The organism is Paenibacillus xylanilyticus (genome assembly GCF_047246825.1).
Taxonomy (GTDB): domain Bacteria; phylum Bacillota; class Bacilli; order Paenibacillales; family Paenibacillaceae; genus Paenibacillus; species Paenibacillus xylanilyticus_B.
On sequence record NZ_JBFOLB010000001.1, the window covers coordinates 938,682 to 961,689 of the forward strand.

General features: G+C 44.6%; 25 protein-coding genes and 1 riboswitch. Of the genes, 10 read left to right on the forward strand and 15 right to left on the reverse strand.

All coding sequences use genetic code 11. From position 1 onward, the window contains the following. Nucleotides 1-65 precede the first annotated feature (65 nt). The gene (locus AB3N00_RS03960; protein WP_413033403.1) at nucleotides 66-1,556 is read left to right on the forward strand and encodes a glycoside hydrolase family 43 protein; all 1,491 of its coding nucleotides are present in this window, start codon (nucleotides 66-68) and stop codon (nucleotides 1,554-1,556) included. A 154-nt stretch (nucleotides 1,557-1,710) separates the two neighbouring features. Continuing rightward, the gene (locus tag AB3N00_RS03965) at nucleotides 1,711-2,133 is read left to right on the forward strand and encodes a hypothetical protein (RefSeq protein WP_413033404.1); all 423 of its coding nucleotides are present in this window, start codon (nucleotides 1,711-1,713) and stop codon (nucleotides 2,131-2,133) included. Nucleotides 2,134-2,248: 115 nt separating this feature from the next. On the opposite strand, the gene AB3N00_RS03970 is transcribed toward AB3N00_RS03965, so the two are convergent. Next, nucleotides 2,249-3,289, reverse strand: a complete 1,041-nt coding sequence (locus AB3N00_RS03970) for an NAD(P)-dependent alcohol dehydrogenase (protein ID WP_175394807.1) — start codon at nucleotides 3,287-3,289, stop codon at nucleotides 2,249-2,251. Between the two features lie 297 nt (nucleotides 3,290-3,586). Between AB3N00_RS03970 and AB3N00_RS03975 the strand changes: the two genes are divergently transcribed. Beyond that, nucleotides 3,587-4,000, forward strand: a complete 414-nt coding sequence (locus tag AB3N00_RS03975) for a MerR family transcriptional regulator (protein WP_413033405.1) — start codon at nucleotides 3,587-3,589, stop codon at nucleotides 3,998-4,000. Nucleotides 4,001-4,033: 33 nt separating this feature from the next. On the opposite strand, the gene AB3N00_RS03980 is transcribed toward AB3N00_RS03975, so the two are convergent. Both AB3N00_RS03980 and AB3N00_RS03985 read right to left on the reverse strand, forming a co-directional pair. Further along, entirely contained in the window at nucleotides 4,034-5,551 is a 1,518-nt protein-coding gene (locus AB3N00_RS03980; RefSeq protein WP_413033406.1) for a response regulator transcription factor, read from the reverse strand. A gap of 20 nt (nucleotides 5,552-5,571) precedes the next feature. Continuing rightward, a complete protein-coding gene (locus AB3N00_RS03985) occupies nucleotides 5,572-7,335 on the reverse strand; it encodes a sensor histidine kinase (protein ID WP_413033407.1) in 1,764 nt (587 codons plus the stop codon). A gap of 206 nt (nucleotides 7,336-7,541) precedes the next feature. Between AB3N00_RS03985 and AB3N00_RS03990 the strand changes: the two genes are divergently transcribed. From AB3N00_RS03990 to AB3N00_RS04000, 3 genes are all read left to right on the forward strand, one after another. Then, entirely contained in the window at nucleotides 7,542-8,855 is a 1,314-nt protein-coding gene (locus AB3N00_RS03990; protein ID WP_413033408.1) for an ABC transporter substrate-binding protein, read from the forward strand. A gap of 69 nt (nucleotides 8,856-8,924) precedes the next feature. Next, on the forward strand, nucleotides 8,925-9,797 hold the full coding sequence (locus AB3N00_RS03995) for a carbohydrate ABC transporter permease (RefSeq protein WP_413033409.1): 873 nt from the start codon (nucleotides 8,925-8,927) through the stop codon (nucleotides 9,795-9,797). A gap of 1 nt (nucleotide 9,798) precedes the next feature. After that, entirely contained in the window at nucleotides 9,799-10,629 is an 831-nt protein-coding gene (locus tag AB3N00_RS04000) for a carbohydrate ABC transporter permease (protein WP_095287216.1), read from the forward strand. 122 nt (nucleotides 10,630-10,751) lie between these two features. Here the strand turns inward: AB3N00_RS04000 and AB3N00_RS04005 are convergent, their stop codons facing one another. From AB3N00_RS04005 to AB3N00_RS04025, 5 genes are all read right to left on the reverse strand, one after another. Beyond that, nucleotides 10,752-11,105, reverse strand: a complete 354-nt coding sequence (locus AB3N00_RS04005) for an MmcQ/YjbR family DNA-binding protein (protein WP_413033410.1) — start codon at nucleotides 11,103-11,105, stop codon at nucleotides 10,752-10,754. A 57-nt stretch (nucleotides 11,106-11,162) separates the two neighbouring features. Continuing rightward, the gene (locus AB3N00_RS04010) at nucleotides 11,163-11,675 is read right to left on the reverse strand and encodes a DinB family protein (RefSeq protein WP_413033411.1); all 513 of its coding nucleotides are present in this window, start codon (nucleotides 11,673-11,675) and stop codon (nucleotides 11,163-11,165) included. A gap of 178 nt (nucleotides 11,676-11,853) precedes the next feature. Continuing rightward, the gene (locus AB3N00_RS04015; protein WP_413033412.1) at nucleotides 11,854-13,107 is read right to left on the reverse strand and encodes an MFS transporter; all 1,254 of its coding nucleotides are present in this window, start codon (nucleotides 13,105-13,107) and stop codon (nucleotides 11,854-11,856) included. Nucleotides 13,108-13,260: 153 nt separating this feature from the next. Beyond that, complete coding sequence (locus tag AB3N00_RS04020; protein ID WP_413035183.1) at nucleotides 13,261-14,346, reverse strand: threonine aldolase family protein; 1,086 nt, start codon at nucleotides 14,344-14,346, stop codon at nucleotides 13,261-13,263. Nucleotides 14,347-14,510: 164 nt separating this feature from the next. Next, nucleotides 14,511-14,882, reverse strand: coding sequence for an iron chaperone (locus AB3N00_RS04025; protein ID WP_413033413.1), 372 nt, complete (start codon nucleotides 14,880-14,882; stop codon nucleotides 14,511-14,513). Nucleotides 14,883-15,091: 209 nt separating this feature from the next. On the opposite strand from AB3N00_RS04025, the gene AB3N00_RS04030 reads away from it, so the two are divergent. Together AB3N00_RS04030 and AB3N00_RS04035 are read left to right on the forward strand one after the other, a co-directional pair. Next, nucleotides 15,092-15,538: a hypothetical protein gene (locus AB3N00_RS04030; RefSeq protein ID WP_413033414.1), complete on the forward strand. Its 447-nt coding sequence runs from the start codon at nucleotides 15,092-15,094 to the stop codon at nucleotides 15,536-15,538. A 47-nt stretch (nucleotides 15,539-15,585) separates the two neighbouring features. Continuing rightward, complete coding sequence (locus tag AB3N00_RS04035) at nucleotides 15,586-16,038, forward strand: hypothetical protein (RefSeq protein ID WP_413033415.1); 453 nt, start codon at nucleotides 15,586-15,588, stop codon at nucleotides 16,036-16,038. Between the two features lie 89 nt (nucleotides 16,039-16,127). Here the strand turns inward: AB3N00_RS04035 and AB3N00_RS04040 are convergent, their stop codons facing one another. After that, on the reverse strand, nucleotides 16,128-16,541 hold the full coding sequence (locus AB3N00_RS04040) for an Lrp/AsnC family transcriptional regulator (protein WP_413033416.1): 414 nt from the start codon (nucleotides 16,539-16,541) through the stop codon (nucleotides 16,128-16,130). 210 nt (nucleotides 16,542-16,751) lie between these two features. On the opposite strand from AB3N00_RS04040, the gene AB3N00_RS04045 reads away from it, so the two are divergent. Next, nucleotides 16,752-17,513: an MBL fold metallo-hydrolase gene (locus tag AB3N00_RS04045; protein WP_413033417.1), complete on the forward strand. Its 762-nt coding sequence runs from the start codon at nucleotides 16,752-16,754 to the stop codon at nucleotides 17,511-17,513. A 65-nt stretch (nucleotides 17,514-17,578) separates the two neighbouring features. Here AB3N00_RS04045 and AB3N00_RS04050 read toward each other — a convergent pair whose 3' ends face one another. From AB3N00_RS04050 to AB3N00_RS04065, 4 genes are all read right to left on the reverse strand, one after another. Further along, the gene (locus tag AB3N00_RS04050; RefSeq protein ID WP_413033418.1) at nucleotides 17,579-18,592 is read right to left on the reverse strand and encodes an ABC transporter substrate-binding protein; all 1,014 of its coding nucleotides are present in this window, start codon (nucleotides 18,590-18,592) and stop codon (nucleotides 17,579-17,581) included. 158 nt (nucleotides 18,593-18,750) lie between these two features. Then, complete coding sequence (locus AB3N00_RS04055; RefSeq protein ID WP_413033419.1) at nucleotides 18,751-19,119, reverse strand: hypothetical protein; 369 nt, start codon at nucleotides 19,117-19,119, stop codon at nucleotides 18,751-18,753. A 234-nt stretch (nucleotides 19,120-19,353) separates the two neighbouring features. After that, the gene (locus AB3N00_RS04060; RefSeq protein WP_413033420.1) at nucleotides 19,354-19,629 is read right to left on the reverse strand and encodes a barstar family protein; all 276 of its coding nucleotides are present in this window, start codon (nucleotides 19,627-19,629) and stop codon (nucleotides 19,354-19,356) included. Between the two features lie 16 nt (nucleotides 19,630-19,645). Next, nucleotides 19,646-20,083: a ribonuclease domain-containing protein gene (locus AB3N00_RS04065; protein ID WP_413033421.1), complete on the reverse strand. Its 438-nt coding sequence runs from the start codon at nucleotides 20,081-20,083 to the stop codon at nucleotides 19,646-19,648. A gap of 198 nt (nucleotides 20,084-20,281) precedes the next feature. Continuing rightward, nucleotides 20,282-20,361, forward strand: a riboswitch (ZMP/ZTP riboswitch). 51 nt (nucleotides 20,362-20,412) lie between these two features. Here AB3N00_RS04065 and AB3N00_RS04070 point away from each other — a divergent pair. Continuing rightward, nucleotides 20,413-21,264: a bifunctional 5,10-methylenetetrahydrofolate dehydrogenase/5,10-methenyltetrahydrofolate cyclohydrolase gene (locus AB3N00_RS04070; protein ID WP_413033422.1), complete on the forward strand. Its 852-nt coding sequence runs from the start codon at nucleotides 20,413-20,415 to the stop codon at nucleotides 21,262-21,264. A gap of 159 nt (nucleotides 21,265-21,423) precedes the next feature. Here the strand turns inward: AB3N00_RS04070 and AB3N00_RS04075 are convergent, their stop codons facing one another. After that, complete coding sequence (locus AB3N00_RS04075) at nucleotides 21,424-22,047, reverse strand: hypothetical protein (RefSeq protein WP_413033423.1); 624 nt, start codon at nucleotides 22,045-22,047, stop codon at nucleotides 21,424-21,426. Nucleotides 22,048-22,072: 25 nt separating this feature from the next. Beyond that, the gene (locus AB3N00_RS04080; RefSeq protein ID WP_413033424.1) at nucleotides 22,073-22,894 is read right to left on the reverse strand and encodes a MerR family transcriptional regulator; all 822 of its coding nucleotides are present in this window, start codon (nucleotides 22,892-22,894) and stop codon (nucleotides 22,073-22,075) included. Nucleotides 22,895-23,008 lie beyond the last annotated feature (114 nt).

Below are 23,008 nucleotides of genomic sequence, written 5' to 3' on the forward strand. Positions count from 1 at the left end.
ATTTCATTATTCCATGCGGTTAGAATTCTTATTTATATGAATTTATCATTGAGGTGAATGAACAGATGAAATTTAATAATCCGGTCGTTAAAGGTTTTTATCCAGATCCAAGTGTGTGTAAAGTAAACGATACCTATTATCTGATTTGCAGTTCATTTCAATATTTTCCCGGCGTTCCGATCTTTGAAAGCAAAGATCTTATTAATTGGGAGCAAATCGGTCATTGTCTGACGAAGACAAGCCAGGTCCAACTTGAACATGTGAATAGCTCAGGAGGCGTATTCGCTCCTACTCTTCGTCACCATAACGGACGATTCTATATGACGACGACTAATGATACGACACGCCAAAATTTCTATGTATGGACAGATAACATTTATGGCGAATGGTCTGAACCGATTTACGTAGATCAGGGTGGAATTGATCCGGACTTATATTTCGAAGACCATAAAGCGTATTTCATGAGCAACGGCTCTGATGATTTTGGTGTATCGGGTATCGTACAATGTGAAATCGAGATTGAAACCGGCAAGAAACTTACGCCAAGCCGTACGATCTGGCAAGGTACAGGTGGTCGTTATCTGGAAAGTCCTCATATGTATAAGATCAACGGCCTATATTATCTGCTGGCTGCTGAAGGAGGTACAGAGTACGGCCACATGGAAACGTATGCCCGAGGCGCCTCTGTATCCGGTCCCTTCGAAGCGTATCCTCACAATCCGGTCCTAACCAACCGAAATCTGGGCGGTTATGAGCTGCAGGGTGTAGGACATGGCGATCTGGTTCAGGATAATCAAGGGAATTGGTGGCTTTTCCATTTGGGGTTCCGGCAAATTGGACAATGGCAGACCTATCATCATCTTGGCCGCGAAGTTTTTCTGGCGCCTGTAACATTTCATGAGGATGGCTGGTTTACAGCAGGTCATAATGGGACTACTCTACTAACTTTCGAAACAGATCGGATACCCGATTCCGTTGTTCAGGCAGAGAAAAAGTCATTTACGTTTGAAAATACGGAATGGCACAAGGACTGGTGTTATCTTAGACACCCTCATTCGCAGAATTATCTCCTACAGCCAAACAAGCTCACATTGAAAGGGACTGACATTTCGCTGGATCAACCGGATACACCTACCTTCATCGGTATACGGCAAAAAGATTTCAATGCGGTTATATCATGCGATGTCAGCCTCACCGACGGAGAAGCGGGTATCACCCTCTATATGGATGAACATCACCACTATGACATAGCTATAAGGAAAGACAACGATGGCTACAAGGTTATCGAGCGGCTTAATATCGGAGATATCAAATCCGTTGAAAACGAAGTAGACTTGGGAAGCAGTAATCAAGCAACTCTGAAAATCCGGGCGACTCATGATCGCTATACCTTTATACTTCATGCAGATGGCGAGGATATTCACTTGGGCAGTGCACAAACGAAATACCTTTCCTCTGAGGTCGCTGGTGGTTTTACAGGTGTTGTTATCGGTTTATATGCTTACGGACAAGGTGCTTTGGCCAAGTTTTCCGAATTTAAGTGTGACTATATTTAATATACAACTACACCAAATAAGACAAAAAAGAAGTGCCCTTTTCTCGGTTTTCTACGGGAAAAAGGGCGCTTCTTTTTATTAGAGACAAGGTGTCCATTCAAACTAAAAACATTTGAATATACTATTCTGTCACATATAAAAGGAGGAATGGTTTATGACTCAATTTCTGGATGCAAGAACATCCCAAAATGCAAGTTTGGCCAACTCGATTGCTATTCCCATCTTGCTTCTGAATACACCACAGTTATTTGGCCAGATTGGATTGCTGACTGCAGGAGCAGGGCCGAATCTCAGGGTCCAATTCAAAGGAACCGTTTCGGTACAATTACCGCTGGCTCTTGCGGGAATAACAATTACTGTTGTCAGAGGAACTCTGCCAACGGGCCCGGTCATATATTCCGCAACATCCACATTTGGATTGAGTGTTCTGGCGCCACAAGTGATCACCTTCTCAGGAAATGATTTTAATCCACCACTCTTACCCCAATTAACCTATAGTGCATATGTTAGCTCCAATCTGCTTGGTACGGTTCGCGTTGGCCCTGAAAACTTCGATGGATTCGTTGTCTCGGACTAATGAGATCTAAAATCTTTCTAATCATTAAATTCCAGCAAAAAAGTGAGGATGTCCTCAAAGCTAAAGCTTTGGAGACATCCTCGTTTATGGTACAAGTTTGCGTTTAATGAACAACTTACATTGTGCTAATATCAATAACGAATCTGTACTTCACATCGGAAGCCAATACACGTTTGTAGGCTTCGTCAATTTGGTCAGCCGAGATGATTTCGATGTTAGGTACGATGTTATGCTCCGCACAGAAATCCAGCATTTCCTGAGTTTCCCGAATGCCCCCGATCATGGATCCTGCAAATGAACGACGATGTCCGATGAGGGACATCACGTTTACTGCTAACGGTTCCCCGGGTGCGCCTACGTTAACCAGAGTACCATCCAGAGTGAGCAATCCGAAGTAAGCGTTAATGTCAATATTGGCACTTACCGTGTTAATAATCAAATCAAAGGAACCCGCAAGTTTCTCAAAGGTTTCCCCTTCGCTTGTAGCATAATAATGGTCTGCGCCGAACTGCAAGCCATCCTCTTTTTTATTCAACGATTGGGACAGAACAGTTACCTCGGCACCCATGGCGTGTGCAATTTTTACAGCCATATGACCAAGTCCGCCCATACCTACTACCGCTACTTTCTTACCTGGAGCTGCTCCCCAGTGATGAAGCGGCGAGTATGTCGTAATCCCTGCGCAAAGTAATGGTGCAGCGACATCAAGCCCGATGTTGTCAGGAATGCGGACGATGAAGTCTTCGGTCACGACAATGTGAGTAGAATAGCCGCCTTGTGTAGGCTCGCCGTATTTATCAACACCTGCGTAGGTAGGAATATTTCCTTTGAGGCAATATTGCTCTTCTCCACGCTGGCAGTTCTCACATTCGCCACAGGAGTCAACCATACATCCGACCCCTACTCGGTCACCGACCTTATATTTCGACACTTCGGTTCCTACATCCGTAACAATACCAGCGATCTCGTGTCCTGGTACAAGCGGATAATTCACAGGGCCCCACTCACCATGAGCCGTATGGATGTCAGAGTGGCAAATGCCCGCATATTTGATTTCAATCAGGACATCATGAGTATCCAAATCGCGTCGTTTAATTTCAGCCGCCCGGAATGATTGATCCGGACCGTCCACAGCTCGTGCTTTAGCAGTTATCATAATAGTAACCTCCTAAAAATGTTCGTTTTTTAAGAGAAAACGCTCGTTAGGGACAATACATATCAGCGTAAATATTTAATTTCATCCCTGCTTTTTTCTCTTGCAAATTCATCTTAATCCCTCTAGTTAACTCTAGGTCAAATGTCTATTTTAAAAAAATTAAGGGATTTTCAAAATAGCGCTCCATGTCCCTTCATATTTCTCTTAATTTTGACATCCTGAATACAGAGTGATAAAATTCCCCACAGATCCTAGAGTTAGCTCGAAGTCTATGCCAGCAAGAAAAGGAGAAAATGAATGACTTATTCGATCAGTGAAGTTGCCAAAGAATTGAATCTCACCGTATATACATTGCGTTATTACGATAAGGAAGGACTTATGCCTTTTGTAGAACGTACCCCTAGCGGAGTACGCAAGTTCAAAGATTCAGACATCGACTTTTTAAAGATCATTCAATGCCTGAAACTTACCGGTATGCCAATCAAGGATATCAAGGATTTCATCGAATGGTGTTCCGAGGGCGATTCCACGCTGCAGGAAAGGTACGACATGTTTATTGAACGAAAGGCTAGTGTAGAAGCCCAGTTGGAAGAACTGAGAAAGACCATGGAAGTCATTGAACATAAATGCGCATACTATAAAACTGCCCTCGAAGCGGGTACGGAAGAAATTCATAAACAGAATAAGATTAGTCATTCCATGTCCAATTAAAGAGGAACACAAAAACCTAGAATCCTTAGGGATCTAGGCTTTTGTGCAGGGCATCTGTTCTTTATATTCTGTGGGACTGTATCCCGTATACTCCTTAAATACCTTCGAGAAATAATGCTGATCGCTGAATGATAGCAAATCCGATAATTCCTTGAATTTCATGTCGGGTTGGCTTTCCATCAGCCTGCAGGCTTCTTGGATCCTCAGACGGGTGTAATACTGAACAAATGTGCTTTGCGTGATGTTTTTGATCACTCTGCTGACGTAAGATGGACTGACGTGAAACTTCGAGGCGATATCATTGATCGACAAGTGGGAATACTTATTGAGCTTGACGTACTCGTCAATCTGCTCGAAGAGGACCGCCTTACTTTTTCGAACATGTGATTGCAGCATATCAAAGCACTGCCCCGTCCATTCCGTTAGTTCCCGGCAAAAATCAGCGTATGTCTTTTCCTCATAAAGTTCTCTTGCTCTAAGCTCCAGACCCAGCCTGATTCCCGAGCCCTGTTCCTCGTACAGATGAGCAAACGTATCCACCACTAAACCGATAAACCGTTCCACTTCTTTCACATGCACATTGTCCTCCGCCCAACGATTCAGCAGCTCGGACAGTTTCAGAGTGAATCGATCCTTCTGATGATTCTGCATCATATGGACAAAAGCAGATTCCAACGCGGAATCCAGGCAGCCTGATTCCAATCTTGCCATCGAAACAGGATTTCCAGTATCCAGCGCCAATCCTTGCTTCAGCCGCTGCTGTGCCGACAAAATCGACGTTATTTGGTGATAGAGTGCAGGCAAATGGGCGGATTCAGAAGATAGCAGCTGCCCCCCGATGATGGCATCCATATGATAGGAAACCAAATGCCGCCGCAGCGATTCCAGACATTCATGCACTGAAGAATATAATGCAAGAACCCCCTTATTTACGAACATGATAAATTGATAGGGCATTTGACTCTGGAATACATGACATGACTGTGGAGCAAATAAATCCTCCAATATGGCCTGAAGCTTCTGCTGGGTCCACCGCTCATGGTCTGAGGTGAAAGGCTGCTTGCGTACAACGATCATCATTTGTGTAAACAGAGAAAAATCGTTCCCTTGTTGTAATTCAGCATAATACTGTGGATCGACGATCTCTTGCAATTCCTGAAGATTCTTAGACATCTTTTGATCGAGCTGCTCCACGACCCGGCCCATGACCTCCTCCAGCGCCTCTTGCTCCACGGGTTTCAGCAAATAGTCGAACACCTGCAGATTCAAAGCTTTTCGTGTATATTCAAAGTCACTATAGCCGCTGATTAATATGACTTTCAGGTCCGGATTGGCCAGCTTTGCCTGCTCGATCAACGTTAAGCCATCCATTTTGGGCATCCGAATATCTGTTAAGAGAAGATCAATGCGCTCAAGTTGAATCGCTGCCAGGGCATCCTCCCCGTTCGTTGCCGTAGCCACTACCCGAACCGGCAAGGTAAGCGCATCCAAAAGCATCTTAATATTACGCAATATCGGTTTGCTATCCTCAACGATCATGACGTTATACATCGCCTGTGTCTCTCCTTTGCTCAGTAAAAATCTTTTGTCAGCGAGCCGATGATTTGAATGGTTGCTCCTCTTTCCTCGTCCGCATGATTATTGTAAATGTTAAAAAAAAGCCGGTTGCTGTACATCAGTTTAAGTCGGTTGACGCTGTTGAGTATCCCCATATTACCGAGGGACGTTGGATGATGGGGAAGGGGATTCATCCCGGCACCGGATTCCTGAACATTGGCTAAGATTTCCCGGATTTTGTCGGGTGAGAAGCCTTCTCCGTTATCTTTAATTTCAAGCGCCCATAATCCGTTATATTGCTTCACTGTAATTCGAATACGCCAAGGCGGCGCAGTATTGGAAAAGGCATGCTCGATGCAATTTTCCACAAAAGGCTGAATGACCAGCCGGGGCAGCCGAATCTCACTCGCTAACGCGTCAGCGCTGATGTCCCATTCCAGATCTTCCTCATATTTTTGCTGTACTAGCGATAAATAATGTCTGGTATGCTCAAGCTCATCAGCCAAGGTCACATGTGCATAAGGTGAGGATACGATATACCGCAGACTGTCCGAGAGGTGTTTGCACATATCGGATACAAGTTTGGTTTTCCCCTCCTGTGCAGCGATGCTGATTAAATAAAGCACGTTATGGATAAAATGAGGGGCTATCTGGGCTTGCAGCGCTGAGTTCCGCGCCATGACCTCTTCATGCAGTGCCGCTTTTTCACGGTCAATGGATTGCTGCAATCGTTCCATCAGATCCTGAAAAGCCTCGTTCAACAGCAGCAAATCATTATTTTTGGGCCTCTCATCCACTTTGAGATTCATATTGCTGTAGTTGATGCGCCAAATCTGGCTGCGAAGCTTGCGGATGGGAAGCAGCAGATTGCGTGTTGTCAGGAAGATGTACACAAACGAAACCAGCATGAGTGCCGTTATCAACAGAATGGACATACTCTGAACAGATTGGATCGAGCCTAATACCGACATTCTTGGTGTAACGATGTACGTAATCCAACCCGTGCTGGGAGATGTGGCATGCGTCACGTAGTTGTTGTGTTCGTCTACACGCAGTCCTTCGTTAGTTGATGTCTTGGCCCATTTCAACGACTTCGCACCTGTTTCCGAGCCGGTCATCTGCTCACCTTGCTGGTTCAGAATATACACATCGCCAGCTGTAACTCCTTCAGTAAGCTTTTGAATATAAACCTGATCCATCTGAATGCTAAGATAACCGTATACCTTGCCGTTCTGATCGTTGATCGTACGAATAAAGGAGATGGTATCCGATTGCCGGACCAGAATAAATCCGCTCCCCTCCCACTCTCGTCCAACACTGCTGTTTTCCACCATGGTGTTCAGGATCGCCGGAAGATTGCCCGTTCCGAGATACGACGTAAGCAGCACGCCTTGTTTGTCATAGATTGACATGTCCTTGATATTCATGCTGGGCCCGATGGCCTGAAACATAATGTCTTTCAGTTTCCGAATTTGCTTCAACCTTTCATAATTACCATGAGCCGAAGAACTTTTGTCCATCGTGACAAAGATATCCTTGCTGGACAAGATTCGCTGGGACATCTGGTTCTGCTGCTCCACATAGAGATCCACCTGTTCTCTTACCTTTGTCGCAGTCACAAGGGTATCCTGTTCTGTTTTTTGTTTGAGCGGGCGGATAACGACGATGTTCACATAAACGATAAAACAGCCCAGCACGAACAAAAGCAGTGCCAGAAACGTCAAAAAAACCTTGGTTTGCAAACTGAATTGAGTTGCCCTATGTATGAACTTCGCCATTCTTCGTAAGCTCCTCCTGTTCAACATGATCTGACATTCGCAACGTTTATGTCTTACTGTATCATGCACCTGAATGAAATGATAGCGATTTCAAGTTCAGGATTTTACACATCAACGTTCAAGCACAGACATGTACCGGGGACCAATAAAAATTTATAATCAAGTTTGTAAACGGATTCATAAAACGTTTTAGAGGGGGATTTGCATTGAAGACGCATAAGAGAAAAAAAGCAATATCTATTGTTTTAGCCAGTTTGTTATCCATCTCGTTAACCGCTTGCGGATCAGGAAGTTCTGATTCCGGCACGTCTGCTGGCGGAGACAGCAAAAATGCCAAAGTGACCCTGGAACTGGCCATTTCCAAAAGTTCGCAGGACTCTGCCTTTATTCAGCAGGACATTCTGGATGAGTTTGAAAAACAGACCAACATTCGCGTGAATCTGCAGCTGATTCCAGCGGAACAAACAACAACCGTACTGCAAACCAAGCTTGCGGTGGACGAAACACCTGACATCATACAGTACAATCTCGCAAGCGCAGTGACGGATCTGAACCTTGAACGCAACTTTGAGATTCTGGACAACGAGCCCTGGGCGAGCAGAATTGTGAACAAAGACGTCCTGTCTTCCGGTGGTCATCTCTACAGTTTCCATGTCAGCCAGGATACAGGTATGCAAGGGGTTGTTTACAATAAACAGATCTTTGAGGAACTCGGCCTATCGATTCCGACAAACTACGAAGAATTTTTGGCCATTTGTGAAAAGATCAAAGCGAGTGGCATCACCCCCGTATTTATGCCTTACAAAGATGCCTGGGCCGCCAACATCTGGCCTGCAGCAGCTTTTGCCGATTTTGCAGCCAAGAATGAGCCAACGTTTTTTGATGATCTGAACAGTAACAAGAAAAAATGGTCTGATATCCCGGAATTCAAAACATTCCTGGAACAGCAATACGAAATATACACCAAAGGATACACCAATACTGACGTGCTTAGTGACAGCTACGACATGGCCGTGGGTAAATTCCTGAACAAGGAAGTCGCCATGATGTTTATGGGTGACTGGCTGATTGAAGGGGTTGCCCAGCAGGATCCAAACATGGAGCTCGGCGTATTCCCTATCCCGTCTTCTGAGGATGCAAGCCTGGGAGCAAGTCCACTCGGCGGACAGCTGTTCATTCCGAAAAAATCCAAGCATCTGGAAGAGGCCAAACAGTTCCTGGACTTTATCGCCTCCAAAGAAATTGCACAACAGATCGTGGATTCCAAAGGTTATGTATCCAATTTCAGTGATGTTACAACACCGGAGCTGCCTGCCTACAAGCAGGACATCGTGGATAATTACATTACCCCTAAGAAAACCGTGTTAACAACGGATGCCTATATGCTGGTTGACCGCAGTGAGCTGTACCGATTGCTGCAGGATCAGTTTGCAGGCGGCTTGACGCCTGAAGAGGTACTGAAAGCATGGGACGAGAAGTTCAGCCAATTGATGCAAGACAAAGGTGTGGCCGGTTTCTAAGAAGATAAATACAGGTCAGCATAGCACTCCTAAATGTTATGCTGACCAGGCTATAACGGAGCGTGAGACATGAAAAGGGCTAAAAACTTATATTCGTATTACATGATATTTCCGGCACTGCTTATCTACTCCATCTTCTTCGTTATTCCTGCCATGGCAGGTTTCTACTATTCATTTACGGATTGGCGGCTGGACCGACTGGAACTGCAGTTCATCGGCTGGGATAATTTCAAGAAGATCTTCTCCGACAAAACGCTGATCCTGGCACTGCAAAACACGGCGATATTTGCAATCGTCACTGTCATCGGCAAAAATGTCATCGGTCTACTGCTGGCCGTAGGACTTAACATGAGACTAAGAACCAAGAATCTGCTGCGCGCCATCTTCTACTCTCCATCCATTCTGAGTATTCTTGTCATCAGCATTCTGTTTACACCGATGCTGCGCACGGAAGGCACGATCAATCGTTTGTTGGAATCGGTAGGTTTGGATTCATTAAGCCAGGCTTGGCTCACCAATCCATCCATTGTCATCTGGACGATTGCCATTGTCTCCATCTGGCAGAGTGCCGGGTTCCAGATGGCGATCTATCTCGCCGGGTTGCAATCGATTTCCCAGGAATATTACGAGGCTGCCACCATTGACGGGACGAGCTCATGGAAAAGCTTTTTCAAAATCACTCTGCCGCTATTACTGCCAGCCATTAACATCAACTTGATGCTGACGCTCATCGGCGGACTCAAAGTATTTTCGGAAGTGTACGTCATGACCGGCGGAGGGCCTGGTAACGCGTCTCAGGTTGTGGGCACCATTATTCTGCGCTCCTTCGGTGAAGGCAACTGGGGACTCGGTACCGCAGTCAACACACTGCTGTTCGTAGTCGTCACCATTATTGCCATTCCACTGCTGATTTTCATGCGTCGTAAGGAGGTTACCGAATAATATGGGCTATACACGTAAACTGGCCATCCGCAATTACATTGTGGAAGGTTTCCTGATTCTGGCCTCCCTGATTGTTCTATTGCCGCTCGTGATTCTGATCTTCGGTTCGTTCAAAACGAGCGCTGAAGTGCTCAGCTTCTCTCTGAGTCTACCTGATACATGGCAGTTCTCGAACTATGTCCGGGTCTTCGAAGAAGGCGGTCTGTCCCGGGCATTTCTCAATAGTATCTGGATTACAGGCGTTTCGTCCGTGATCAACATCGTTGCATCTTCGGCTGCATCTTTCATCCTGGCACGCCGGGAAACGAAAGTTTCCGGTGCGATCTACATGTACTTCTTCATGGGGCTGATCGCTCCGATGTCGATTATTACGACCATTCGGGTCGTGCAGGGTTTGGGATTTTACGGAAGTATCACAAGCGTCATCCTGATTTATGCTGCTCTTAATACGGCTTTTAGTGTATTTTTGTATAGTGGTTTTATCAAAACGATTCCGAGAGCGCTGGACGAGGTGGCGTTTCTGGAAGGCGCAAGCGTGTTCGGCGTATTCTTCCGCATCGTCACACCACTCATTCTGCCTGTTAACGCTACGGTAGCCATCATGGTGTTCATGTCGGTATGGAATGATATCACAATTCCGGTATACTTCCTGACGGACAGCTCAACGTGGACGATGCCGCTTTCGATCTATAATTTTTACGGCAAATACAGCCGGGACTGGAATCTGATTTTTGCCAATCTGGTGCTTACTTCCCTGCCTGTTTTCATCCTGTACTTATTTGGTCAGAAATACATCGTAAGCGGCCTTACAGCTGGAGCAGTTAAAGGCTGAGCTTCGTGAGGTTAGGAACGTTGAGATAGAAATTCGAAATCTCTCAAATTGCACCAAAAGAAACCCACCCATAAAGGTGGGTTTTCATCTTTTTGGCGTAACCGTAAGCACTTTAATTGTGCTTATGATTCACTTTTCTTATTTACTCGCTTAGGTCTTGTCAGTTCGAAACTATGCTTAATCATTCCATGCACATCCTCTTCGGGCAGTTCACCTTCCACATTAACCGTGTTCCAATGTTCCTTGTTCATATGGTAACCAGGCGTTACCTCCGGGAATGCGTTCCGCAAGAAATCCGAGCGTTCAGGATCACACTTCAAATTCACACACACATGACCGTTGTAGTTGTGTAAAATGAGTGCAAACAATTTTTTGTTTCCTTGGTGGCGTATCGCCGTCCATCCTTCTCCAAATGGATGATCTTCGTATGAACTGGGATAAGACAAACAGTACTCCGTTAATTCTTCCAACGTCATCTTCTATTTTTCCTCCATTGGTGTCTAACTAGATCATTTAATTTGATTTTTTAGATTCTAAACTAGATTCCGTACAAGCTCAAATATTTGCCCTCTGTGGTGAGCCTCATGTTCAACCAAATGATATATAACCCACTCAGGAGTTACGTCATAGCTTTCAAGTTGCCTTGGAGTTCTCCAATTGGTCATATCCATGGTTTTAAAATGAAAAAGCAGCTTGTCGCGCACGGCCTGCAGGCGGTGAAGATGTTGTTCCAAGGTTTGACCCGCAACATGCACCAGCGAACCGTCTTCTGACCTATCTTCTTGCATAAACAGTGAACGAATATCCGTCTCATATTCGGTTTGGAGGACTTCAACATACAACCAATCTGCCTCAATAAGCGCAATATGATACAACAAAGAGCCAATACTGTTCCTTCCATCCATTTTCCGATCGAGCAGGTCAGGATTCAGGTCACTCATCCTTTCCAGAACCGTCCTCCGGACATCCTCCAAACACCAAAGCCACCGGCCGATTTCGGGTGCAAAACCGGGCAGCACGTTGATCTGCAATGAGCGCTTATTCATTCAATAATCACACTCCTTTTCCCCATTTATTCGACATTCAGCATTCTTCTCCCTTCCCATGAAATTCAGACACATAACTCCATGCCACCTCCGGCAGTTAACGAACTAAAATAAAAAGAACCGACACTTTTCATGGTCGGTTCTTCTGAATCAAAAAAACGTGAAGCTATCGCTGATACTATGCTTCTTGTGCAACTGGTGGTGCTTTTTCCGGTGCTTTTTGGTTCATGATCGGCACCATCACCAGGGCGCCAATGAGAAATAAAAATCCTGCTCCGCTATAGATCGTGCTCAGCGAAAAGGCATCCTTTAACGCACCTGCGAAGGACATGGAAATGACCATCATGCCTACGAACATTGGATTAAGAACGCCATTCACCCGACCGACAATGGAAGACTCTGACCATTTCAGAATCATTGTGCTGATCCCAATGTGAATGCAAGGGAACACTAACCCATTCAGAAATTGAACGGTCAGAGTGACAGGAACGCTCGTCGAATACCCAACAATGGCTGTGCAGACCGCACCAGCGATCATGCCTATCGCAAGAAGAACTTGAGGCGGAACTTTCTTCGCAAAAACGGCTACGATCCCGCCACCGATCAGCATGGCTGCACCGTTTACCATTAGCAGGTACTGCAGGAACTCCTCGCTTCTGCCAAGCCGCTCCGTAACGATAAACAGGTTGAGCGCTTGAGCTACGCCAACAGCGAGTCCCGCAAGAATAAACGCGAGTCCAAGCATTCGCAGAACTTGACTTTGCCAAACATAGCGAAAGCCTTCCACGAACTCTTTTCGGAACTGTCCTTTAACCGCAACCGTTTGGGCTTGCATATTGTCCTCTGGCAGACGAATAAGCACGAGTGCGGAGAGCAGAAAAACAACGCCCATGACAGCAATGGACACTTCAAGTCCAAACGTGCTGTAAACGAAGGTCCCGAGCATCGGGCCGAGCACCATGAAGATGGCCATTAGCGATTGAAACAGAGCCATGCCTTGCTGCAGCTGCTCTTCGGCTACATGATACTTAAACAATCGCATGCTTGAAGGTTGGGAGAACTGCGAAAGAATAGCCGAGATGAATGCGACCAGGTAGACGGAATGCCAAGAACCGTAATGGATGGTCAGAAGTACTACAAATACCGATACCGCAGATAATAAATCACACCAGATCATCGTTCGTTTCGGACGCCAGCGGTCCGCAAAGGTACCTCCGATGAACGAAAAAACAAAAATGGGTGCGAATTCTGCTACGCTGATGAGGGAGATTGCATATGGATCATTGTTTGTTGTCTCCGCAACGTACAGGAGGATAGCAAAATTACGTACCCAGATACCGATCTGCAGGAGAACGCTTGATAATAATATCGTCTGAAGGAACCGATTGCGAAACAGGCTAGGTGCATTGGTGCTTTTTTCGTGCCTACTCAATCTCCTCAACCTCCACTTTTTTGATAAAAATGCCCATACAAAATAATGATATGACGTCTCCTTTCACATCATAATTATACGGACATCGTTATCGTACGCCTCCTACTAAAGACTGATTTTATAGCATGTATTTCTTCATGATGATTAGCTTATTTAACTCTTCGGTACGAGTGCACGAAGTTGTTTGTCCAGCCACACGAAAGCAGACTGCAGCTGATCCTGTGGCACGGTTTCATAGCGATCTCCCAGCGAAAGTTCAAATGAACAATGCTCTGTCTCACTGCTTTCATTTAGATAGGAGGTTAAGCCTATCCCAAACTGCTGCGTCATTTTCGAGAAAACAGGTTCAGCTTCGGCCTGAGCTAATGCGATGTGTACATGAAACATATTGGAAACAGGTACTTCTGGCAGGGTCCGAACGGCATGACATTGATTCAGCATAGCAGCTAGCTGCTTGGCATGTTCATAATAGATTCCCATTTTATCCTTGCGCTGATCAAAATAATATTGGGAACTGAGAATGTAGGGATACAGGCCGATCAGATCCCCGCCAAACCGGCGCTTCCATACTCTGGATTCTTGCATCATGTCTGCATCTCCAGCCAATACGGCTCCTGCAATACCACCAATCCCCTTATAAAAGGATACATAGACACTGTCAAACAGGCTGCATATCTCCGCCGCGGACTTCTGATAGTAGGGTGTAATCTCAAACAGCCTGGCTCCGTCCAAATGTAACTTGATACCCTGCTCTCGGCAATAGGCTGAAATGGCTTCAAGTTCTTCATAAGCAGGCAGTTGTCCGCCAATCTCCCGCTGTGGCAGTTCAAGTAATAGACAAGCAATGTTGCCTTCAATGGCTTTTACATCTTCCAATCGAATTAATCGATTCTTCTCCCCTAGTAACACCGCTTCAATCTGATGAAGCTCCTTCAAGGTGTTCTCTTCATGAATCTCAATGTGGCATAATGGATGATAAGCTACGCGCTTCAGTCCCTTCCGATCGCAATAGATACGTAACGCGATCTGCTGAGACATGGTGCCACTCGGGAAAAATATAGCCGATTCTTTGCCCAGCACTTCAGCCATTTGCCGCTGGAACTGTTCAATGGTTTCTCCACTTCCGTAATGGTCGCTGTCCATCTCTCCATCCATGTGCTGAAATGCTTCCTGCAGAACTTTAATTTTGCGGCTGCCATGACCACTGACGATATATTCAGCCTGCTTGAATGCTTCCATCAACGAGCCTGATGTTTCTTTCAAACCGGATCCAGTAGACTCTTCACCGGCTGCATCTGCCAATTCCTCTTCCATTTCTTGACCTGAATGTTGACCCATCACTACCCACACCTCTCGGATAAGCTATATAACTAAAATGATTCTCAAGATATGTTCTGTTCTTTTTATTTCCGCCAAAACGTCGAGCAGTCAGCCTTATCCAAAATGTTAAATTCGATGATTTTCTCAAGCAAAGTGAAGTCGACCGGGAGATTCCATTTTATCCGGATCAATTCCTTTGTATGATCATAACCTGCCTTCACAATCTCTTCTGAAAAATGATGGATGCCTACCTTTTCGGGAGCAACAGCCAGATGCTGTTTGGCTACACTAAAGCCTATAATAAAGGTTTCATGATCAGTAAACATTGGTTGATTCCAAGCAATCTTGGGCTTTAAATTTGGAAATTTCGTAGCGACCCAATGTAAAACTTCTTCTGTTCTTGCCCGGTGTTCTGGGTTATCCATACGTGCCAGGTATTCTTCAAACTCTACCATTGAAACTCCTCCTAAGTGTGATTGTTATTAAACGTGGTTCTCAATGATTCAAATCCCTTGACACAAGTATACACTCTATTTGAAAGACTCCATATAAGAATGCTTTTCATCGTTGCTTCTTTATCGCTTAAACTTCTTGCCGCTAAGCGGACAACTCCTTCCAAAGAGCAGCATATCCTATTGCAAAATGATAGATTGGAGGAATTGCCATGGTACGTACACTTGACGCACGCACATCTTTGGGGTCGGCTGGTATCACCCCGCTCAATGTCCCTCTTGGCCCAAATATGCCTACTCTGCTCGGAATTGTCGGGCTCAATATCGTTAATCCGGGCCCACTCATCCGTGCCCAGTTCAATGGCACATACCGCATTTCGGTGGCCAATTTGTCTTCTTTGCCTTCTTTCGTGCGTTTTGAAATTTTCAGGGGGGCTACCTATACAGGTCAACCGATCTATGTCGTTTCCCAGCCTGTATTTCCAGCTGAAAGCACCATTCTAGCAAGCTTTGAAGGTTCGGATTACAATGTACCTGCACCTGCTAATAATCAGCTTATCTATTCATGCTTTGCGACGTTTGTTCCGGGATCCGCATCGGAGCAAGCCACCCGTCTGGGGCCAGAATGCTTCAACGCGGTCACTTACAGCGACGATTAATCGTCCTTTTAAAAGACTCCGCAGAACTTGAGAAAGGAGGATGTCACATGGTTCAAACGTTAGATGCGCGAACATCCCAGGGTTCTAAAGGTCAAAGCGTGTTAATGCCCAGTTTCACAAACGGCGTTCCGCTATTGTTTGCTCAAGTTGGGCTGCAAATAAACAATCCAGGTCCGATTATTCGGACGCTTTTCTCCGGCATTGTTACCGTTACCGCCAATCAGTTATTCAATAACGGAAACCTTGCCATTGAGGTATATCGTGGATTGGGAGCTGCGCAGCAGCTCGTTTACCGTGCGGAGAGAATAGTCCTTGGTAACCCTTTCTTTAGCCCTTGCGTGCTTAGCTTTACGGGTTCGGATTATAATGTGGCTCCACCGGTAAATGGTCAGCTCGTCTATTCTGTCTACGCTACCTTCTCCTACTTTCCGGATCCCGGCGTCAGCAATGTCCGTCTGGGACCGGAAAGCTTCAACGCAACTGTTTATTCCGACGATTAATAGTCATTTCTATTCCATATACTCTATCACTCGGTTTCTATCGTCAGGTATTCCGTTTTATTGGGGGGCCTTAAATAGGACCCCTTCTACTATTGCTTGTTTATAACGATGGACACGTTATAGTTTGCATGTTCATTTAAACGTACAAGAAATTGATCCAATACTTCATTAGAAGGAAATCTGCACTCCATTAAATAGCAACCGTCCCCGCTCACTTTGTAATTATTCAATACATAATGCGCTTCGTTTTTAATAAAGGACAGAAAAGATTGATGATACGGATTGCTCAGTTTGACCGTAATGAAAGCATGAATCAAACAGTTTAATTTGGCCTGATTTACTTGTACGGTGTATTTCTCAATGATGCCGCTCTCCTCCAGCTTTAACACTCTTGAAGCAGCTGCTTGTCCGGTGAGATGAACTTTCTCCCCCAACTTTTTCATCGTCATACGACTGTTCTGGGACAGCTCTTCAATAATTAACTTATCTATGTGGTCAAACACTTGTAATCATCCCCTTTCATTTATTGTCTTCTTAAATAAAATACCAATTCATGAAATAAGTAAAGTTAACTCTGTTGTGTATACGAACTATTCAATAAAAAACACTTTCAATATTCAAGTGAATGAATGGAAAGACTTGATTTAATGCATGTACGTTAAAATCCACAACGTGTAAGCTATTTATATATTCATGATCAAAGGAGAATTACAATGAAAATAACCCACATTCGAAATGCTACGATTATCGTTGAATATGCAGGACACCAATTCTTGATTGACCCTTTTTTGGCTGACAAGGGCACTTATCCCCCTTTCCCGAATTCGGCAAGACAGGATCAGATGAATCCGTTGGTTAGCCTTCCAACTTCGATTGAAAATATAATCCGTAATATCGATGCCGTCATCGTTACTCACCTGCATTTGGACCATTTCGATGATGCAGCAAAAGAGGCGCTGCCCAAAGACATTAAAATGTTTGTACAGAACGATGCAGATGCCACAGAGGTGAAAAATGCGGGCTTTATCAATGTAGAGGTCCTCCAAGTAAATACTGTCTTCCAGGGAATCGAGCTGGTTAAAACCAAAGGAGAGCACGGCAGAGGCGAAATATTGAAGCTTGCTGGTGAAGTGTGCGGCGTAGTCTTTAAACACACTAGTGAACAAACCTTATACGTCGCTGGTGATACCGTTTGGGTTGAATCTGTTCAGGAAGTGATTCAAACGTACAAACCAGAGGTTATCGTTGTCAATGGAGGAGATAATCAGTTTTTGCAGGGTGGTTCTTTGGTGATGGGGAAAGACGACATTTATGAAGTTTACCAAACGGCATCGGATGCCAAAATTCTCGTTGTTCATATGGAAGCTGTTAACCACTGGGGGCTTTCAAGACAAGAATTAAGAAACTTTTTGAAGGATAAAGGTATGACGCGAAACGTTGCTGTTCCAGAGGATGGGGAATCCTACGTAATTTAATTCAATTGGATAAAAAGAGCACTCCTCTGTCACATAAGTGACCGCCAGGAGTGCTCTTGCTTAGCTTACTTCACCGAAAGCAAGCTATCCGAGATAAATTTCAGTTGCCCTTCTAATGTTATTGGATCATTGTAAGTATCTGAAGTGTTATCAAGCTGGAAGACATGTCCAGCCTTTACAGCAGGAAGATTCTCCCACAAAGTATTGCTGTAAACGACACTGGCATCACTTGTGTCCCCTGACCATGGGCTGGTGAAAATAATGTCGCCTGTATACTCCGGCAGTACTTCCATGGAGATCGAGGCAAAGCCTGTCCCGCTATCAATCGCCTCCGTTTGAGCCTTGGCTGGAGCCTTGAAGCCAAACTCGCCGTATAGGATCTCACCGCCACGACCATAGTTATGACCGAATACGTACAACCCCTTCGCATATGGATTCAGAATTGAGACTGTGCGATCGCCTACTGCTGCTTGTACTTTGGGTTTCAATTCATTGATCTGTGCTTCCCAATTTGTGATCCAGGCTTTGGCGGCGTCTTCTCTATTGGTCAGCTTGCCGAGTTCAAGCATGAGGTCTTTATAATTAAGTTTGCCATACTCAATCTGCACCACTGGTGCAATCTGTGACAACTGATCAAGTCCCTCTGTTCCGGTATAAGCGATGATCAGATCGGGCTTGAGACTCACCAATTGTTCCGCTGTCGGCAGCTCACCCAGATCGGTTGTCCCCTGACTCGTCAGTTGATCCTTGATGTACTTGTTGCCCATTGCACCCGACAGCGCTCCAACTACCGGAACATCCAATGCTACAAAGTATCCTGTCGTAAATGACGTCAGATCAACGATACGATTCGGTGTTTTAGGTACTTGTACTTCTCCTGCATCGGATTGATATGTAACCGTCTCTCCTTCATCAGAAGTAGCTTGTTCAGCTGTAGAGGCTGAGTCGCTTGTCTGCTCAGCAGTACTCGTGTTTGACTCCGTTGCTGTGTTTGACGTCGCAGACTGTCCGCATGCACACAATACCAGAAGTACGGTCAGTGCCAGTATAAGCAAGATCGAATTGGATCGTTTCAACAATGTAAACCCACCTCTTTTTTAATTGATATTGATAATCGTTATCACTTTATCATGATACAGAAAGTTTGACAAGATATTTACTACATTAAAAAAGCCGCCAATGGCGACTATTGAAGAAACTTTTTTCTGTGGGTTAAAATGATGCAACGACTCTGTATTCAACTCTCACTTATTGGAATATGATCAACGACGGTCCACTTGTTATCCTGATATTCCAAAGTTATTCTCGAAGAAAAAGAACCTTCATTAGAGCGATATTTGCTTGCCTCAATATTGACTTTATTCTGTTGCTCCGACTGTTCCGGTTTTGCCATTTGCAGTAATATCCCTTTCAGGTTGGATTGATCACCATCATATAAGCCTTGCTTAACCAATTGCTTGTATGTCAGCTTATAAATCTTCACTTTGTACTTCTGGTGTAGGTATTCCACAATGTTTTTTCGGTCAGAAACACTTGGTTGAATGGTTTGATCGAAAACTACAGATATATACTCCATGTTTGCGTTAAGAGCTTTATCTGTGGACATGATCTCATCCAATGCTGCACGATAAAGTCCATCTAGGCTGTTTATTGCCTCAGCATCTGCAGACCTGCCCGAACAAGCTGATGTCAGACAAACTACTAAACTAACCAAAACACAATATAATAGCTTTTTCTGTATGATCTTCCCCTCCTAGTCATTCATTATTTAAATAACGAAACCCAAGCTGTACTTGTTGCAAGAACAAAAAAGCAGTCCCTAAGGACTGCCTATTCCAGACTACATATTCACTTCAAATGTAAACTGCTCCAACTCTTCTTCGGCTTCACGCAACAATTCCAATAACTGATCTGCGTATTCTCCAAGGGCTGCCCTGCTGGCCTCAAAATGAAGCCATTGAATGGTAAGTGGCATTGAAATGCAACCGGTCAGACCATCCCACAACGCATCCAAATTGCGTCCATAAGATTCTCCTAATCCTAGCTTCGCCTGAAGAATGTCATGTAATTCTTCTTTTCCATGAATGTCATTTCCATTAATGATTACTGTTTTCATACCATCCTACCCTTGGTCATTTGATTTGTTCAAACGTGCGATAATGATCGGTTGTTTTATAGATTAAGCCATCACTGGAGTATAGAATTCGGTCGCTTCCCCGGGTTCCTCCTGAATAATTAATATCTGCTTCATACCAGGTCCTCCCTTTTTTCTTGGGCAGCAACCCTTCACGATTCTGAAATACATCACCGCCGATACTTTTGCCTGGAGCGACGGTTTGCAGATTACCTTCACTTGGTTCCCAGCCTAGAGCTCTGGCTTCTTTCTTCGTTATATAATTCTCCGGAAGTTCTTGATGGTCGATAATATAATTGGCAACTTCATCAAATTGGGTCAGGACAGCATTCTCCTGAGTAGGATCATCCAATGAAATCGATTCGAGCGAACAACCTGCGAACAGCATGGTTGCCAGAATAATAAGTAACGTGCCTAACCATTTTTTAATAAGCATTGCGATTTGTCTCCTTTTGATCTTTTCATCGCTCCCATAGTGCTGTGATTGCAATAACGTGAGCTAATTTATGGCCTGTTTCGCCATCCATTCCCTTTCATCAGCATCGCCAATTCAGGATTATGGTACAAAAAAGTATATACCAATCAAAAGTATTGAACAATTTTTCAAATTGAAGTACGATCGGATTATATTGTAATGGTCGTATGTAACTGGCGAACACGGTGAACCGTGAGGGAGCATATGATTCTAATCAGCCGTACGCCTGGGCAGAGGTAAGGAATATTTATTTCCTTGCCTCTTTTTAGTTGGAAAGGGCGATGCAAAAGATGACTACAGATCAACTCATTTTAAACGGTCAAACGGTAGTGGACTATCTGAAGGAAGAAATGGTTGCAAAAGTTGCAATGATTAAGGAGAAAGGCATCCTCCCTTGTCTTGCTACTATTCTGGTCGGCAATGACCCTTCCTCAGAAACGTACGTACGCATGAAAGGAAATGCGTGTGCCCGTTTAGGTGTACACTCCATTAAGGTTGTTCTGCCGGCTGAAACGACAACAGAGGAATTAATTCAAGAAATAAACAAATTAAACGAAGACTTCTCCGTACATGGCATTCTCTTACAGCACCCAGTGCCGCATCATATCAACGAAAGAGCCGCATTTGATGCGATCAGCATTGAGAAAGACGTTGATGGGGTTACGACCCAAGGCTATGCCTTAAATGCTTTTGGGGCAGCCGCCTTCCCTTCCTGCACTCCACAGGCGATTATCCGTATTCTGGATTTCTATAAGATTCAAATCGAAGGCAAACATGCCGTTGTCATTGGTAGAAGTCCAATCTTGGGCAAGCCTGTTTCAGCCATGTTACTAAACCGGAATGCTACGGTGACAACCTGTCACTCCAAAACCGTCAATCTGGACGAAATTGTGAGGTTGGCGGATATTGTGATTGCTGCTGTTGGCAAACCGCTGTTTGTAAAAGGAACCTGGATTAAACCTGGCGCTGTTGTGATTGATGCCGGCTACAATAAAGGTAACGTCGGTGATGTGGACTATTTATCCTGCTTGGTGCAGTCCTCTGCCATTACACCAGTACCGGGTGGAGTTGGCCCCGTGACTATTGCTACCCTTATTGATCACACTATCCAGTCAGCCTTTATGCAGTCTGAAAGATCATAGTTGTTATAACAGCACACAAGCCCACTCTTGCTGATGAGGGGCCTGTGTGCTCTTCTTTTATTTTCTTGTGGAAGAAAATTAGCTCGTTACTACACTTTTTGGTGATAAGTTCTGGTGTGATCGTCAATTCCCCTGGTTTTTCATACGCTCTTATCCTCTCTACGATTTTACATATTGCAAAATAGCCGTCGCTGCAAGGATTCTCAAGTCTGCATCTTCACTACGCAATGCTTCTTTCAAAACATCGAGTGCTTGCTGAATGATCCTTTCGTCTACCCTAACGGTATCGTGATCTGGCATTTCAGTTTTGGGAGCCAATGAAAGCCATGGATCCAGTTGAGCCTGTGACAGGGGAAAATCGAATTTTGCAACAACAGAAGAATCACTAAGCAGTGCACGTACCTTGTCATTTATCGCTGTCAGAGGAATGCGCCCCAACCAGGTAACTCCTCGCCGGTGACATATCGAGTCTTCACCCGTACCCGAGGAATCATCATAAAAATAATCACCCACATCCCCAACGTATACCCACTCATCATCGTCTATCAAGATAAAGTCCCCATCCTGTATGATGTTTACAAAAGTGCGAAGAGTCTCCAATGCCCGGTTCAGCTCCATTTCATTAAGCGCATAGCGTTGTACGAGTTGCTCTCTCCATTCTTCAGAAGTCATTTGCTCCAGATCCCCTGTAGCTGGCCAAACGATACCGATAAAGTTATTCTCCAGAAACGAAGTGGTTCTAACTATACCGTGTAATGTAGATTGTATATGATAAAGGTTCATGTCGAATTTCTCCCCTCCAACCGTTTTATTTGCACACTTCTACATATATTTTAATGATGTAATCATCGGGATTATTCTCCGTAAAATAACTGAGCAATTCAACTGCATATGCATGTCCACAGATGGTTAGACTTTGTGCTTGAATATATTGTTTGAGCAGGGCATATGTAACCGGCATGCTTTCGTATGATCCGCGATGCTCCATGACAGCATACAGTCCTGCGGGTTTAATAAAGACCGATTCCCCTTCGATCGTGGCCTCTGTTTTATTACCAAAATAATCAGGATAGTACTGGTCAGCCTCAAAGTGATCCTGGGAAACGATGGTCCATAATGGAAACTCGTAGTTAATCTGATCCGATTCACATCTGTTGCGATGTTCAATCAGTTTATATGAAAACTCTTTGTCTCCTTCCCCTTCTTCCAATCGAACGACAATAAAAAATTCTTCCTCTGTCTCTTCCAAATAAGGCCTGTCCGGTGAGGCTTCCGCAGCTTGCTGCGTCATTTCAATGGCTCCTGTTAGCAGCCTCTGCATCTGGTTGATCCGATGGCGTTCCACCTCCAAATCTTTCAGCTTCAGTTCAAACAGTTCAATCAGCCGGGACTTGTTCTGGTTTTGAATAAACGATTTAATTTCCTGCAGCGAACTTCCGGCACGCTTCAGCACATGAATTACGTCAACAATGTAAAACTGCTGGAGGCTATAGAAGCGGTATCCTTTCGAATTCGTATAATCCGGTTTCAACAATCCAATATCATCATAATGAAATAGTGTATGTTTAGTCACACCGCACATTCTTGCAAACTCGCTGGTCGTGAAATGCTGTGTATACTTTTCGGCCATGATGATCTCCTTCCCGAGCAAGAGGATATCTTTTTATCTCAGAACCCCCATTATAGATGGTTCACTCATGTTTGACTATAGGGTAACCCGATAGTTTAATGTTGAAACGGTTAG

What these genes read in the sequence shown, in the direction of transcription:
- AB3N00_RS03960 (WP_413033403.1), top strand. Translation starts at nt 66, where the DNA reads ATGAAATTTAATAATCCGGTCGTTAAAGGTTTTTATCCAGATCCAAGT.
- AB3N00_RS03965 (WP_413033404.1), top strand. Translation starts at nt 1,711, where the DNA reads ATGACTCAATTTCTGGATGCAAGAACATCCCAAAATGCAAGTTTGGCC.
- AB3N00_RS03970 (WP_175394807.1), bottom strand. Translation starts at nt 3,289, where the DNA reads ATGATAACTGCTAAAGCACGAGCTGTGGACGGTCCGGATCAATCATTC.
- AB3N00_RS03975 (WP_413033405.1), top strand. Translation starts at nt 3,587, where the DNA reads ATGACTTATTCGATCAGTGAAGTTGCCAAAGAATTGAATCTCACCGTA.
- AB3N00_RS03980 (WP_413033406.1), bottom strand. Translation starts at nt 5,551, where the DNA reads ATGTATAACGTCATGATCGTTGAGGATAGCAAACCGATATTGCGTAAT.
- AB3N00_RS03985 (WP_413033407.1), bottom strand. Translation starts at nt 7,335, where the DNA reads ATGGCGAAGTTCATACATAGGGCAACTCAATTCAGTTTGCAAACCAAG.
- AB3N00_RS03995 (WP_413033409.1), top strand. Translation starts at nt 8,925, where the DNA reads ATGAAAAGGGCTAAAAACTTATATTCGTATTACATGATATTTCCGGCA.
- AB3N00_RS04000 (WP_095287216.1), top strand. Translation starts at nt 9,799, where the DNA reads ATGGGCTATACACGTAAACTGGCCATCCGCAATTACATTGTGGAAGGT.
- AB3N00_RS04005 (WP_413033410.1), bottom strand. Translation starts at nt 11,105, where the DNA reads ATGACGTTGGAAGAATTAACGGAGTACTGTTTGTCTTATCCCAGTTCA.
- AB3N00_RS04010 (WP_413033411.1), bottom strand. Translation starts at nt 11,675, where the DNA reads ATGAATAAGCGCTCATTGCAGATCAACGTGCTGCCCGGTTTTGCACCC.
- AB3N00_RS04020 (WP_413035183.1), bottom strand. Translation starts at nt 14,346, where the DNA reads ATGGAAGCATTCAAGCAGGCTGAATATATCGTCAGTGGTCATGGCAGC.
- AB3N00_RS04025 (WP_413033413.1), bottom strand. Translation starts at nt 14,882, where the DNA reads ATGGTAGAGTTTGAAGAATACCTGGCACGTATGGATAACCCAGAACAC.
- AB3N00_RS04030 (WP_413033414.1), top strand. Translation starts at nt 15,092, where the DNA reads ATGGTACGTACACTTGACGCACGCACATCTTTGGGGTCGGCTGGTATC.
- AB3N00_RS04035 (WP_413033415.1), top strand. Translation starts at nt 15,586, where the DNA reads ATGGTTCAAACGTTAGATGCGCGAACATCCCAGGGTTCTAAAGGTCAA.
- AB3N00_RS04045 (WP_413033417.1), top strand. Translation starts at nt 16,752, where the DNA reads ATGAAAATAACCCACATTCGAAATGCTACGATTATCGTTGAATATGCA.
- AB3N00_RS04055 (WP_413033419.1), bottom strand. Translation starts at nt 19,119, where the DNA reads ATGTCCACAGATAAAGCTCTTAACGCAAACATGGAGTATATATCTGTA.
- AB3N00_RS04060 (WP_413033420.1), bottom strand. Translation starts at nt 19,629, where the DNA reads ATGAAAACAGTAATCATTAATGGAAATGACATTCATGGAAAAGAAGAA.
- AB3N00_RS04065 (WP_413033421.1), bottom strand. Translation starts at nt 20,083, where the DNA reads ATGCTTATTAAAAAATGGTTAGGCACGTTACTTATTATTCTGGCAACC.
- AB3N00_RS04070 (WP_413033422.1), top strand. Translation starts at nt 20,413, where the DNA reads ATGACTACAGATCAACTCATTTTAAACGGTCAAACGGTAGTGGACTAT.
- AB3N00_RS04075 (WP_413033423.1), bottom strand. Translation starts at nt 22,047, where the DNA reads ATGAACCTTTATCATATACAATCTACATTACACGGTATAGTTAGAACC.
- AB3N00_RS04080 (WP_413033424.1), bottom strand. Translation starts at nt 22,894, where the DNA reads ATGGCCGAAAAGTATACACAGCATTTCACGACCAGCGAGTTTGCAAGA.